The organism is Sphingomonas sp. (assembly GCF_019749955.1).
Taxonomy (GTDB): Bacteria; Pseudomonadota; Alphaproteobacteria; order Sphingomonadales; family Sphingomonadaceae; genus Sphingomonas.
This window is the reverse complement of record NZ_JAIEPC010000028.1, coordinates 14256-27256: the sequence shown is the minus strand read 5'-3', so window position 1 is coordinate 27256 and position 13001 is coordinate 14256. Positions and strand designations below refer to the sequence as shown.

Below are 13001 nucleotides of genomic sequence, written 5' to 3'. Positions count from 1 at the left end.
TGTCAGGAGCATGCGTCATCTGATTGGGACGGCGCACAATGTCGATGCGTCGCCGTCCTATCGGTGAGGTGGTGGTGGCGACCCGTTGGGGCTGCCCATCGCCATGGCCGACAGCGACCGACCGACGCCAAGGGCAGGGTGCTTAGGGGCGATGGGTCAGTTGGTCGGGACGACAGGATTCGAACCTGCGACCCCCACACCCCCAGTGTGATGCGCTACCAGGCTGCGCTACGTCCCGACCGAGGGGCTGGCGCATAAGCAGCTTGGCGCGGGGATGCAAGCTTTAGTCAGGCGAACGACCCCCGCCGCAAGCGGGGGCAGCAGCGCGGCCAAGGTCGCTACTGCCGTATCGCCAGTATCTGATCCAGCGCGGCGGGGCGCCCGAACAGTACCGTCAGGCGCTGCCGCCAGCTTGTCGCGACCGCCAAGGCCGCCAACATCACCCGCCACTGGGAAAAGGCAATCGCAAACGGGTTGTACCCGGTTATGGGCGCCACCAGCCCATAGCGCAAACCGCCGCCGTCGGGTTCGATCCGCAGCGTCCCGAAAAGGCGATCAAAGACGATCAGCACGCCGCCGAAATTGCAGTCGAGATAGGCGGCGTCCGAAGCGTGGTGCGCGCGGTGGTGCGACGGCGTGTTGAACACCCATTCGAGCGGCCCCAGCTTGCGAATCGCCTCCGTATGCAAGGGATATTGATACAGCAGATTGGCACCCAGCAGCCCGACCACCAGCAGCGGCGGAAAGCCGATCAGGACAAGGCCGAGGAACAGCAGCCACCCGCCCGAAATAATATTGGTCCACCCGAGCCTGATCGCAGCCGGCAGCGTTATTTCGTTCGCACTATGATGGACGGCGTGGGTGGCCCACAACCAGTTGACCATATGGCTCCAGCGGTGGAACCAGTAATAGGTGAATTCGACCGCGAAAAACCCGGCCACCCACACACGCCAATCGTCGACGGGCAAGCGAAAGAGCGCGATGTGGTGCGCGCCGCTGTAAACGCCCGTCAGCACAGCGGCAGTCACGGGCCGGAGCATGAACTGGCCGGCTCCAATCCCGAGCGACGCCAGGCTTGCCCGCCAATCATAGCCGCGCGCGCCATGGCGCGACCGCCAGCGCCATTCGACCAGCGCGAGGATCAGGAAAAACAGGATCGCCGACGGGCTATGCGTGATCCCGGGCATGTCAGTGGGTCCGGGTGGCGCGCAGCTTCGCCGCCGCCGCATCAGCTTCGGCCTTGGTCACGACGCCGTCGCGATTGGCATCGGCCAGATCGAACAGCGGCGTCGGGCCGTCGACAAATTCGGCGCGGGTCAGTCGACCATCGCCATTGGCATCATATTGCTTGATCATGCTCGTCAATTGATCGCCGATCGACGATGCGCGCAGAAAGGCGGGGATGTCGTCGATCGACACCACGCGGTCGCCGTTACGATCAAAACGGGAGAAATTGGCGGACCGCCAGCTGATCAGTTCAGCGCGGGTAACCTGCCCGTCACGATTGGCGTCGGCTTCCATCAAGCGCGCAATGGCCTGCGCCGCATCGGCGGCTTGCTGGGCCGCAGCCGGGGCGGCGATGCACAGTGCGAAGAACGAAAGCGAGCGTCGCATGGCGAGAGGGTCCTTGGTGTGGGGTGGGACTTTTGGAAAAGTTTCGCGCCGCCCCTAAGGAGGGGGGCGGGGGGCGGCGCGAAGGCGGGGACGGTCAGCGTGGGCAGGCGATGACGGCGCCGCTCGCGTTGGTGCAGGTACCACTGCGCACCGGCTTGCCGGTTGCCGGGTCGATCTGGGTCGAGCCATTATAGCTGTTACCGGTGGTGGCGCTCGTGCCCGTCGTGGTGCGGCCGCCTGAATAGGTGCCATCGGCGTTGCGCGTCACGCTGCCGCTGCTGGCGGCGCTGCCGCGCGTGCCCTGAGCGGCAAAGCCGCCGCGCCGCGTGGCCGAGCCGTCGGGGTTGACCGTCGTTGTCGAGGCGCGGGCACCCTGGCCGTTGGCGGTCTGGTACGCGCCGCCGCTTGCCGCCGTCACCGAACCATCGGCATTGCGCACCGCGCCACGACCGCGCACGGCGGTGCCATTGGGGCCGGTCGCGCCAGCAGCGACGCCGTTGGGAGTCCGCACGCGGCCACGGCTCTGCGCATCGGCGGCCGAAGCGAAAATCGTTGCACCGATCAGCACGGGGATCAGGATAGAAAATTTGGTCATCACAGAGCTCCTTCAAGAAACGGGGCAAGGCGGGAATGCCGCGCCACTGGCCTGCTTTTGCCCTTCCCGGCGTTGCACGCTTATGTCGCCGAGGCGCTGAGATGTTACGAGGTGTTACAGTTGCGGGCCGCGTAACAATTCGTAACGCGCATGACTTGCGCGGGCCGTCGTTCTGGCGATGGTCGTGAGGATATGACCCAGCGTCCGCACCGCATTATCGTGATCGATGACGACGCCGAGCTGCGCGCGCTGATCCAGCGTTTCCTCGCCGAACACGGCTTCGTCGTCCGCGCGGTGGCTGACGGCGTTGCGCTCGACGCGATAATGCAGCGCGAGCCAGCCGATGCGCTGGTGCTCGACCTGATGATGCGGGGCGAGGACGGGCTCGCGATTTGCCGCAGGCTGCGCGCGGCGGGCGAAGAGGTGCCGATCCTGATGCTCACCGCGCGCGGCGATCCGGTTGATCGCATCATCGGTCTGGAAATGGGCGCCGATGATTATCTCGCCAAGCCCTTTACCCCGCGCGAACTCGTCGCGCGGCTGCATGCGATTTTGCGCCGCACCGGTCCGCGGGCCGCGCCCGAGCGCGGCCAATGCTATCGCTTCGGGCCGTTCCGGATCGATATCGGCGCGATGACGCTGACGCGCGACGGGGCACCCATGGTCCTGTCGTCGCGCGAGTTTGCCTTGCTTGCCGCGCTCGTCGCCAGCGCTGGCCGCCCGCTCAGCCGCGCCCAGTTGATCGATCGCGCGCTGGGTCGCGATGCCGACGTCACCGATCGCGCAATCGATGTCCAGGTGACGCGCTTGCGCAAGGCGCTGGGCGATGATCCCGCCGACCCGGCGTGGATCAGGACCGTGTGGGGGGTGGGCTATATGCTGGCGGGCGCCGACCGGTGCTGAGGTCGCTGCTCGCGCGCAACATCGCCTTGATGGCGACGATCGTGCTGGTCAGCCAGGCGATGACGATGCTGTTGTTTGCGCTGTTCGTCCTGCGCCCGCAAGCGGACCGAATCGCCGGGATCATGGCGCATAACATCACCGCGATCAGCACGACGATCGACGCGCTTGGCCCGCCCGAGCGCGCGGCCTTGATCGCGCGGATCAACCGCAACGGCGAAATGCACGTCCGCCCCGGCAGCAAACCGCCGGTCGGCACGGCCGGTCGCGCCAGCCTGCTCGAACGCAGCGTGTTGCAGGCGCTGGCGCGCGATCTCGGCATGACCGACGCCGTCTTCTGGCGCGGGGGCGGATCGATGCCGCTGTGGGTTCGCCTGAAACTGGGGGGTGATTTCTATTGGGTGTCGGTCGATGCCCCGGCGGGCTTTGCTCCCAATGGCACGTTGATCGGATCGCTGGCGACATCGCTGGTGCTGGCGCTGATCGCCGGCATGGCGCTCCAGCGTCGCATCAACCGCCCGTTGATCCGGCTCGCTCAAGCCGTCGACGCGATGCCCGATCCCAGCGCGCTTGATGGTCTGGCGACCGACAGCCCATCGGAGATCGCAACGCTGGCGCGGTCATTCGATAATATGGCCCGGCGCCTCGCCGCGCAGGATGCCGACCGGACGATGATGCTGGCGGGCATCAGCCATGATCTGAAAACACCGCTCGCCAAGATCCGGCTGGCGCTGGCGCTGCGCCCCGGCGGGGCGCCCGAAGACGAAGCGATGATCGAGCGGCAGCTTGATCGCATGGACCAGATGCTCGGCCAGTTCCTCGCCTTTGGTCGCGGGCGTGACACCGAGACAGCGGTGCGGATCGATGTTGCCCAAGCCGTTGCCGCCGCGATTGAAGCCCAGGCCAGTGTGGCGCGCCTCACCGTGGTTGCCGTGCCGCCGCCCCATATCGTCGTCCGGCCGCTTGCCTTCGACCGGGTGCTCGTCAACCTGTTGCGCAATGCCGAGTTGCATGGGCGCGCGCCGATCGACGTTACCGTGGACGTGTTGGACGCGCAGGCCGTTGTGGAGGTCGCTGATCGGGGATCGGGGGTGCCGCCCGCGCTGCTGCCGACCCTGGCCGAGCCCTTCGTCCGCCTTGATCAGGCCCGGCCGAGCGACGGCGGCGTTGGCCTCGGCCTTGCGATTGCGCGCCGGTTCGCCACTGAACATGGCGGCACGCTCACGCTTGCCAATCGCCCGGACGGGGGCTTTGTCGCGCGGCTTGCCTTGCCGCTTGGCTAGCCGCCTGATGCGCTGGCATCGGGTCTGGGCACGCTGAATACGGCGCGCGCGCGTGCGACCAGCCGGTCGGGCGCGGTGACCACGCATTCAGCGAAGGCCAGACTGCGCCCCACGCGCACCGGCGTCGCGCGAAATTCGAGCCAGTCGCCGATGCGCGCGCTGCCGATCAGATCGACCGACAGGTTGGCGGTGACGACGCCGCCGAGCCCTTCGGTCGCGAGCACGCACGCGAGGCCCATCGCATTGTCAGCAAGCGCGGCGATCAAGCCGCCATGCGCCATGCCCCGGCTGTTGGTGTGCGGGCCTGCAATTTCGAGCGCGAGCACGAACGCGTCGCCGTCGCGCATCGACCACAAAGGCTCCCACGGATCGGTGAGTGGACTCTGGCGGAAATGCCGCGCGAAGCCGGACGGCGGCTCAATCACGGGCAGCCGCCGTGCGCAAGGCATCATCCATCCACGCAGCCGGTGCATCGTCGAAGCCGTAGAGCGTCGTCGTGATCCGATCGGGCGCGAAACCACGCGCGCAGCAATCGAGCACCGGCGGGATGCTGGTGCGCACATTGGCGCGGCCCGTGCGCAGGAAAATGCCCTTGTGATACATTTCCATCATCGGCAGCGGTGTAACGGCGCCGAGGTGGATCGTCACGCTGGTGAGAATGCCTTCGGGCTCGGTCGCGCGGATCGCCTGGATCAGCGTTTCGGGGGTACCGCGCGCGTCGACCACGATCTCATATTGGTCGGCGATCTCGGTCGGGAGCCTGATCGTCGTTGCGCCATAGGCTTTGGCGGCAGCGAGCCGTGCCGGATCGTCATCGGCATAATCGACCCGGCCCGCGCCAAGCGCGACGGCAAGCCCCGCCGCATAGACGCCGATCACGCTGGCGGAGCCGCCCATCACCAGCACGCTGGCGCCGGGGCGCTCGGCGAGCTGCGGGGCGACCGCGCGCCAACTGTCCGCGGCCATGTCGGCCGCGCCGATCATCGCCACCGGATCGGCGCCGCGCGGCAGCGGCACCAGCATCGCATCGGCATAGGGCACGAGGACGAGGTCGGCCGCCGCGCAGCCGAAGTCGCCCGGCCGCCCCATGCCGAAGCCTGCGCCGAACGGCACCGACTGGCACCGCCCGGTAAAGCCGCGTCGGCAATTGCGACAAGCACCGCAGCTGATCTGCGACGGCACGATCACGCGCTGTCCCGGCACCACGGCGGTCACGCTATCGCCGATGTCGACGACTTCGCCGATCATTTCGTGACCGATCGGCTCGCCGGGGGCGAGCGGGAAAGCGCCTTGCACGAACGCGACATCGAGATCGCAGCGCCCGAGCACGATCGGCCGGATGATCGCGGCGCTATCACTCGACAGGGCGGGCGCTGCGGTTTCGCGCCATTCGACCGTGCCGGGGGCAGCGAAAGTCAATTGGCGTATCACGGCTTTACGCCATCGACGGCGACGGGGACGTCATAATAAGTCACTTCGCCGGGGGTGCCATAGGTCGCCTTCACCCGCGCATGCCAGGTGTCGTTGAACCAAGCCTCGGCGGCGGCTTTGCTCGACCAATAATAGATGCCGCCGAAGTGGCCTGGACGGATCGTGAAATATTTGCGGACCAGCCCGGGGACTTGCGCATATTGCGCGGTTTGCTGAGCCATGACGGCGCGAATTTTGTCGTCGGAAATGCCCGCCGGGGTGGCGATGTCGACGACGACCGCGACGCGCGCGGGCGCCGGGGCTGGCACAGTCTCGGCGAGCGCGACGCTTGGCAGTGCGGCGCAAGCCAAGGCAGCGAACAATGGGATGATCTTCATGGCGTTACCTCCAGTTGGGAGTTGCTTGATGCGCTCGCTTGCCGGTTGCGCGCTAGCCGAGATGATGCGAAACGGATTTGCCAATTGCGCAAAACACAAGAGGTGAGATGGACGTCCAGGCACTCAGGACACTGCTCGACCTCGACCGGCGCGGCTCGCTGAGTGCGGTCGCCACCCATGCCGATGTCGCGGTATCGACGATTGCCCGCCGACTCGATTCGCTCGAAGCGGCGCTTGGGCTTCGGCTGCTTGATCGTCGCGCCAACGGCGTTCGTCTGACGGCGGAGGGCCAGCGGATTGCTGCGCTGGCCGGGCCGATCGTCGAACAGGCAGCCCGAATCGATCGGGCGGCGGCGGCGCTCAAGGCATCGGCGCACGGGGGTAGCGTGACAATCTCGGCGACCGAATTTGTCGTTAGCGAAATACTGGCGCCGCTGCTGCCTGACTTGTGGCGCGCGGCGCCCGATCTGACGGTTACATTGCGTGCTCAGGGCGAAGTCGTCAGCCTGGCCGCGCGCGAAGCCGATCTGGCGATCCGCATGAGCCGCCCGACCGAGCCGAGCCTGATCGCGCAAAAGATCGGCGAGGTGCCGCTCGGCGGCTTTGCCAGCCCGGCGTGGCTCGACGGCCGCGACCCCAGCACGATCGGGCTGAGCGACGCGCAGCTACTTGTTTATGACGATAGCTATGGGCGGATCGCCGAGCTCGACTGGGTGGCAGCACAAGGGCTGACCGGCGCGGTGATGCTGCGGTCGGGCAGTACACGCGCGCTGATCAACGCCTGTGCAGCAGGCGGGGGTGTGGCGTTGCTGCCGGTGCGCGCCGCCGGGCGCGCCGGGCTGGTACCTGTCAAAGTGCCGTTCGCGCTGCCGCCGCGCCCGGTGTGGCTGCTCACCCACCGCGACATCCGCCGCCTGCCACCGATCCGCGCCGCGCATCGCTGGATCGAACGCGCCTTCGCCGTCCAGCCCTAGCCAACTTGTCGCTCCTTTGTTGCAGTGTAGGCAAGTGCGTGATAGCGCGCGCCTCTTAATGGGCGGGTCATTTTGACCCTGCCGCTCCAGCCAGTTCAGGACGTGCATGTTTGCATCCCCCGCTTTTGCCCAGACCGCCGGAGGCGCCGCCGGTGCCGATGGATTGGGTTCGCTGATCAGTATCGCCCCGCTGTTCCTCGTTTTCATCGCCTTTTACTTCCTGATGATCCGGCCCCAGCAAAAGCGCATGAAGGCGCTGCAGGATGCCGTGAATGCCGTGAAGAAGGGCGACGAAGTCACCACCGCTGGCGGCATCATCGGCAAGGTGACCAAGGTCGACGACCGCGTCGCCGAAGTCGAAATCGCGCAGGGCGTGCGTGTGCGCGTCGTCAAGTCGACGATCGCGTCGGTCGCCACGACGGGCGCCGCCAAGCCCGCGAACGACTGAACCATGCTCGATTTCCCGCGCTGGAAAGTCACGTCGATCGTCGCGCTGCTCGTGGCGTTGATGCTGCTGGCGGTGCCGACGTTCCTGCCCGAAAAGGTCACCGATAGCTGGGGCGATTTTCCGCACCGGCGCGTCGCGCTCGGGCTCGATCTGGCCGGCGGCAGCTATTTGTTGCTCGAAGCCAATGCCGATGAGCTGGTCAAGACGCGGATCGACGCGATGCGCGAGCGCATCCTCAACGAAATGCAATCGGGCAGCCCCAAGATCGACATCGGCGAAGTCTCGACCGACAATGGGCAATTGAGCTTCCTGCTGCGCGACGTGACGCAGCTCGATGCCGCGCGCGAGCGACTGAACAAACTGACCGCCGGCGTCGGGCTGACCGGTCAGCGCGACTGGGACCTGACCTTCGTCGATGCCACGCGCGTGGTGATGAAGCCGACGGCGGCGGGTACCGCGCAAGCGATCAACGACGCGATGAACACCGCGACCGATGTCGTGCGTATCCGCATCGACAAGCTCGGCACGCGCGAACCGACGATCGTGCGCCAGGGCGCCAACCGCATCGTCGTGCAGGTGCCGGGGCTCAACGACCCGCAAGCGCTCAAGGATCTGCTCGGCAAGACGGCCAAGCTCGAATTCAAAATGGTAGAGGATATCCCCTATGTCGACGGCGGTATCCTGCCGCCGGGCACGCAAGCGCTGCCTTATGTCGAAGGCGGACCCAGCGCAAAGATCGTCGTCCAGCGCCGCGCGATCCTGACCGGGAGCCAGCTGCTCAGCGCCAAGCAAAACTACAAGCAGGACGATAACAAACCGATCGTCGATTTCAGCTTCAACACCGAGGGCGGCACCAAATTCGCCAAACTGACGCAGGAAAACGTCGGCAAGCGCTTTGCCGTGGTGGTCGACGACAAGGTGATTTCGGCGCCGAGTATCAACACGCCTATTCTGGGCGGGTCGGGCTATATTGAGGGATCGTTCACCGTCAAATCGGCGAACGAACTCGCGATCGCGCTCAGCTCGGGCAAATTGCCGATCGGGCTCAAGGTGGTCGAGGAACGTACTGTCGGGCCCGAACTTGGTGCCGATTCGATCCACGCAGGCATCACGGCTTCGATCATCGCGACGGTGGCGGTGATCGTGTTCATGCTGGTCACTTATGGCCGCTTCGGCGTCTATGCGAATATCGCGGTCGTCATCAACGTGCTGATCATTCTCGGCGTGCTCGCGGTGATCGGCGGGACGCTGACCTTGCCGGGCATTGCCGGGTTCGTGCTGACGATCGGCACGGCGGTCGACGCCAATGTGCTGATCAACGAACGCATTCGCGAGGAACAACGGCGGGGGCGTAGCGTGCTCCAGTCGGTCGAGCTTGGCTATAAGGAAGCGAGCCGGACGATTTTCGAAGCGAATGTGACGCACGCGATTTCGGGCGTGATCATGCTGCTGCTCGGCTCGGGGCCGGTGAAGGGCTTTGCCGTCGTGCTGCTGATCGGCATCGTCACGTCGGTGTTCACGGCTGTCGTCTTCACGCGAATGCTCGTGGTGCTGTGGCTGCGCCGCGCGCGACCTGCCTCGCTCAACATTTGATCGGCTGATCCCATGCGGCTTTTGAAACTCGTCCCCGATAACACCAACATCGCCTTTGTCTCGTTGCGCTATTGGGCGTTCGGGCTGACGACGTTGCTGTCGATCGGCGCGATCGTGTGCGTGCTGCTGTTCCGGCTCAATCTGGGCGTCGATTTCGTCGGCGGGCTGACGATCGAGGAAAAGTTCGGCAAATCGCCCGACATCGAAACCTTGCGCAAGACGGTCGATGATCTGGGTCTGGGTGAAGTGCGGCTCCAGCCCTATGGCGACGGCAACACCGTGTCGATCCGCTTGCCCCCGCCCAAGAGCGACGACAAGGGCGCGACCGAAGCCGTTGTGAAAAAGGTGCAGGCGGCGATCCATGCCAAATTCCCCGATGCGCGCTTCTCGAAGCAGGACGCGGTGTCGGGCAAGGTATCGAACGAGCTGATCTGGAAGGGCATTTTGGCCGTCATCCTCGCCGTCGTCGGCATCGGCCTGTTCGCGATGCTGCGCTTCGAATGGCAGTTCGGCGTGTCGACCGTGGTCGCGATCGTCCACGACGTGCTGATGACGCTCGGCTTTTTCGCGATCAGCCAGTTCGAATTCGACCTGAACATCGTCGCGGCGGTGCTGACGATCATTGGCTATTCGATCAACGACAAGATCGTGATCGACGACCGCATTCGCGAAAACATGCGCCGCTATCGCAAGATGGACATGCGCGAGATCGTCGATCTGTCGGTCAATGAAACCTTGCCGCGCACTGTGATGACCTCGCTGACAATTCTGATCGCGCTGGTCGCACTGCTGCTGTTCGGCGGGCCGGTGCTGCGCGCCTTTACGGCGGCGATGATCCTCGGTGTGATCGTCGGTACCTATTCGTCAATCTATGTGTCGTCGTCGCTGCTGATCACGCTGGGCCTGCGCGCCGAGCCGGTCGCGCCGCCGCCGGGCAAGGCGTCACCGATGTCGGGCGCCGAGCGGATTGGGCCGATCGACAAGTGACGTTCGACACGTGAAGCTCGCGCGCGAGGGGAGCGGTGACGGCCCGCTGATTCAGGGATTCGCGCTCGGCGGCTTTCGCATCGATGACAATATCTACACCGCGCTGCTGATCACGCCGCAGCGCGCCGATGGCTGGACGCCGCCGCCGGTCGAGGCGCTCGACGAAGCCACGCTCGCGCCGTTGCTGGCGCTCGATCCGCTGCCGGAGTTTGTCCTGCTCGGCACCGGCGCGGGGCTGATCCTGCCGCCGCGCGCGCTGGTCGCCGCGCTCGAGGCGCGCGGGATCGGTATCGAGCCGATGGACAGCCGCGCGGCGGCGCGCGCGTGGAGCGTGCTGCGCGGCGAAGGCCGCTGGATCGCAGGCGCGCTCTACCCGCTCTGACCCCCCTCGACCTGCGCGACAACAGAGCTATGGTCGCGCCAAATAAAAAGAGGAGGGATGCATGAAGCTTTCGATCGCCACCTTCGTGGCCGCCGCCTTCATGGCGATGCCGGCGTATGCGCAGACCGCACCGGCCGCCGCGCTCAAGCCCGACTATGCCGACAAAGCGACATGGCTGTGCCTCCCCGGCCGCGCCGATGCCTGCGCGGCCAATCAGGATGCGACCATCGTCGCGGCCAACGGCACCCAGGCGGTCGAGCCATTCAAAGCCGCCGCCGACCCCAAGTTCGACTGTTTCTACGTTTATCCAACCGTCTCGCTCGATCCGACGCCGAACAGCGATATGAACGCCGGGCTGGAGGAGCGCACCGTCGCCACCTTCCAGGCCGCACGCTTCGCCAAATATTGCCGGGTGTTCGCGCCGCTCTATCGCCAGATCACGCTCGGCGCCCTGCGCACCGTGATGGGCGGCGGCGCGTTCACGGCGAATCGGGCGATGGCCTATGGCGACGTTAAGGCGGCGTGGGAGCATTATCTCGCGACCGAGAACAAGGGGCGCGGGGTAGTGCTGATCGGGCATAGCCAGGGATCGGGCATGCTCAAGGAGCTGATCGCGCAGGAAGTCGACGGCAAGCCGGTGAGTGCGCGCATCATCTCGGCGATGCTGCTGGGCACCAATGTCGCCGTGCCGGAGGGCAAGACGGTCGGCGGTGACCTGAAGGCATTCCCGCTCTGCACATCGGCCAAGCAGACCGGGTGCCTGATCACTTACGTCACCTTCCGCGCCGATGCGCCGCCGCCCGCGACCAGCCGCTTCGGCGTCGTCGAGCAGCCGGGCATGATCGCCGCCTGCACCAATCCGGCGGCGCTTGCCGGTGGCAAGGCCGTGACCGACAATTACCTCGGCACGCGCGGTGCTGGCCTCGGCAGCGGTATCCAGGCGCCGTGGGTGAAGGATGGCCCGACGGTGACGACCCCCTTCGTCAAGGCGCCGGGGCTGGTGTCGGCCGAATGCGTGCGCCGCGGCAAGTTCAGCTATCTCGCCGTCACGGTGAACGCCGACCCCGCCGACCCGCGCACCGACACGATTGCGGGCGATGTCGTGATCCTCAACAAGATCCTGTCCGATTGGGGACTGCACCTGATCGACATGCCGGTGGTGATGGGCAATCTGGTCGAGCTGTCGAACGTGCAGGCGAAGGCTTGGGCGGCGAAGAAGCGGTGATCGCAATCTAAAGACTGCCGTTCGTGTCGAGCGCAGTCGAGACACGGGCGCGGGGCGAATCGCTTGGTGCCCGCCCCTCGATTTCGCTCGGGACGAACGGGGGCTGGGCTTCTTAGTTGCCGCCCGGCACCAGCCCCTCGGCCATCTTCCCCGCCGCATGTTCGACCACGTCGAGCTTGTCCTCGCGGGTGTTGCCGACCCGGACCAGCACATAGGCATGCGGCTTACCGTCGCGGCCCACCCCGCGAAAGGTCAGCACATATTGGCCGAGATGGCCGTTCATCGACGCAATCGCAGGGCCCTTGCCGTCGGCGGCGAAGCGGTTGAGCCAGGTCTGGCCCCCGTACACCGGGTTCTTCGGCGACGGCGTCTTCATGAAGGCGAGCCAGTCGGGCGCGATGACCTGGCTCCCGTCGGCACCCTTGCCATCGAGCAGCAGCCCGCCGACCTTCGCAAAATCGGGCAGCGACAAATGGATCAGCGACCCGCCGATTTGCGTGCCTGCACCGTCGAATTCCAAGACGACACCAGCCGCACCCGCCGGGGTGTAGAGCCGTTCGAAGGCGAAATCGCGGTACGCCTTGGCGCGCGTCTTCGGGTCGCGGCTGTCGGTCAGCGTGCGCGCAACGATTTCGGCGAGGATGATCGTGGTGAGCGAGCTGTACTCGAACTTCTCACCCGGCTTGGCTTCGAGCGGTTGGCCGATCGCGCGGGCGGCCATGTTCGCGGTGCCGCTGACGAACAGCACCTGGTTGGTGTCGCTGGCCTCGACCGGCTTGCCGACTTCGGTGTGCTTCAGCCCCGACGACATTTGCAGCAACTGCCGCAGCGTAATTTTCGCGCGGGGATCGCCGGGCTTCTGCCATTCGGCGATCGGCGCAGGTGCGTCGAGCTGAAGCTTGCCGTCGCTTACCAGTTCGCCGACCAGCATCGCGGTCATCGTCTTGGCGGTCGACCAGCTGATGAAGCGATTGGCGTCCGAATAGCCGGACGCATAACGCTTCGCGATCACCTTGCCGTCCTCGATCAGGATCGCGCCGCGGGTATCGCCTTGGTCGGGCGCGAACAGCGGCGCGAGGACATCGTCCGCCGAGGCGGCGACCGGCGTCGCGCTGCCGACCAGCGTGAGCGCGGCGAGGGCGGGCAGGGCGAGCTTGCGTTGCATCGGCGGCAGGATAGAGTGCGCCCCCAT

General features: G+C 66.1%; 15 protein-coding genes and 1 tRNA gene. 8 read left to right on the top strand and 8 right to left on the bottom strand.

Annotated elements, in window-relative coordinates; genetic code table 11:
- Nucleotides 1-161: 161 nt before the first annotated feature.
- The 4 genes from K2W81_RS08445 to K2W81_RS08430 form a co-directional block, all read right to left on the bottom strand.
- Nucleotides 162-238: transfer RNA gene (locus K2W81_RS08445), tRNA-Pro, on the bottom strand.
- Nucleotides 239-338: 100 nt separating this feature from the next.
- On the bottom strand, nt 339-1187 hold the full coding sequence (locus K2W81_RS08440) for a sterol desaturase family protein (RefSeq protein ID WP_294103304.1): 849 nt from the start codon (nt 1185-1187) through the stop codon (nt 339-341).
- A gap of 1 nt (nt 1188) precedes the next feature.
- On the bottom strand, nt 1189-1614 hold the full coding sequence (locus tag K2W81_RS08435) for an EF-hand domain-containing protein (RefSeq protein ID WP_294103302.1): 426 nt from the start codon (nt 1612-1614) through the stop codon (nt 1189-1191).
- 94 nt (nt 1615-1708) lie between these two features.
- Complete coding sequence (locus K2W81_RS08430; protein WP_294103300.1) at nt 1709-2209, bottom strand: hypothetical protein; 501 nt, start codon at nt 2207-2209, stop codon at nt 1709-1711.
- Nucleotides 2210-2401: 192 nt separating this feature from the next.
- Between K2W81_RS08430 and K2W81_RS08425 the strand changes: the two genes are divergently transcribed.
- Together K2W81_RS08425 and K2W81_RS08420 are read left to right on the top strand one after the other, a co-directional pair.
- Nucleotides 2402-3112 (top strand): response regulator, encoded by a 711-nt coding sequence (locus K2W81_RS08425; RefSeq protein WP_294103299.1) that lies wholly within the window; start codon nt 2402-2404, stop codon nt 3110-3112.
- A complete protein-coding gene (locus K2W81_RS08420) occupies nt 3106-4392 on the top strand; it encodes an ATP-binding protein (RefSeq protein ID WP_294103297.1) in 1287 nt (428 codons plus the stop codon). The genes K2W81_RS08425 and K2W81_RS08420 overlap by 7 nt, the downstream gene beginning before the upstream one ends.
- Here K2W81_RS08420 and K2W81_RS08415 read toward each other — a convergent pair.
- The 3 genes from K2W81_RS08415 to K2W81_RS08405 are packed head-to-tail and all read right to left on the bottom strand — an operon-like array spanning nt 4389 to nt 6200.
- Complete coding sequence (locus tag K2W81_RS08415; RefSeq protein ID WP_294103295.1) at nt 4389-4817, bottom strand: PaaI family thioesterase; 429 nt, start codon at nt 4815-4817, stop codon at nt 4389-4391. The two genes, K2W81_RS08420 and K2W81_RS08415, sit on opposite strands and share 4 nt — an antisense overlap.
- The gene (locus tag K2W81_RS08410; RefSeq protein ID WP_294103294.1) at nt 4810-5823 is read right to left on the bottom strand and encodes an alcohol dehydrogenase catalytic domain-containing protein; all 1014 of its coding nucleotides are present in this window, start codon (nt 5821-5823) and stop codon (nt 4810-4812) included. The genes K2W81_RS08415 and K2W81_RS08410 overlap by 8 nt, the downstream gene beginning before the upstream one ends.
- A complete protein-coding gene (locus tag K2W81_RS08405) occupies nt 5820-6200 on the bottom strand; it encodes a hypothetical protein (protein WP_294103292.1) in 381 nt (126 codons plus the stop codon). The genes K2W81_RS08410 and K2W81_RS08405 overlap by 4 nt, the downstream gene beginning before the upstream one ends.
- Nucleotides 6201-6307: 107 nt before the next feature.
- Here K2W81_RS08405 and K2W81_RS08400 point away from each other — a divergent pair, with 107 nt between their 5' ends.
- The 6 genes from K2W81_RS08400 (at nt 6308) to K2W81_RS08375 (ending at nt 11809) form a co-directional block, all read left to right on the top strand.
- A complete protein-coding gene (locus K2W81_RS08400; RefSeq protein WP_294103290.1) occupies nt 6308-7174 on the top strand; it encodes a LysR family transcriptional regulator in 867 nt (288 codons plus the stop codon).
- 106 nt (nt 7175-7280) lie between these two features.
- Complete coding sequence (gene yajC, locus K2W81_RS08395) at nt 7281-7622, top strand: preprotein translocase subunit YajC (RefSeq protein ID WP_294103286.1); 342 nt, start codon at nt 7281-7283, stop codon at nt 7620-7622.
- Nucleotides 7623-7625: 3 nt separating this feature from the next.
- Nucleotides 7626-9215: a protein translocase subunit SecD gene (gene secD, locus K2W81_RS08390; protein ID WP_294103284.1), complete on the top strand. Its 1590-nt coding sequence runs from the start codon at nt 7626-7628 to the stop codon at nt 9213-9215.
- Nucleotides 9216-9227: 12 nt separating this feature from the next.
- Nucleotides 9228-10202, top strand: coding sequence for a protein translocase subunit SecF (secF, locus tag K2W81_RS08385; RefSeq protein WP_294103282.1), 975 nt, complete (start codon nt 9228-9230; stop codon nt 10200-10202).
- A gap of 10 nt (nt 10203-10212) precedes the next feature.
- Nucleotides 10213-10584 carry an Mth938-like domain-containing protein gene (locus K2W81_RS08380; protein ID WP_294103280.1) on the top strand — a complete coding sequence of 124 codons (372 nt, stop codon included), beginning with the start codon at nt 10213-10215 and terminating at the stop codon, nt 10582-10584.
- A gap of 61 nt (nt 10585-10645) precedes the next feature.
- Nucleotides 10646-11809 carry a DUF3089 domain-containing protein gene (locus K2W81_RS08375; protein ID WP_294103278.1) on the top strand — a complete coding sequence of 388 codons (1164 nt, stop codon included), beginning with the start codon at nt 10646-10648 and terminating at the stop codon, nt 11807-11809.
- A gap of 112 nt (nt 11810-11921) precedes the next feature.
- On the opposite strand, the gene K2W81_RS08370 is transcribed toward K2W81_RS08375, so the two are convergent.
- A complete protein-coding gene (locus K2W81_RS08370; RefSeq protein ID WP_294103276.1) occupies nt 11922-12974 on the bottom strand; it encodes a serine hydrolase in 1053 nt (350 codons plus the stop codon).
- Nucleotides 12975-13001: the final 27 nt, after the last annotated feature.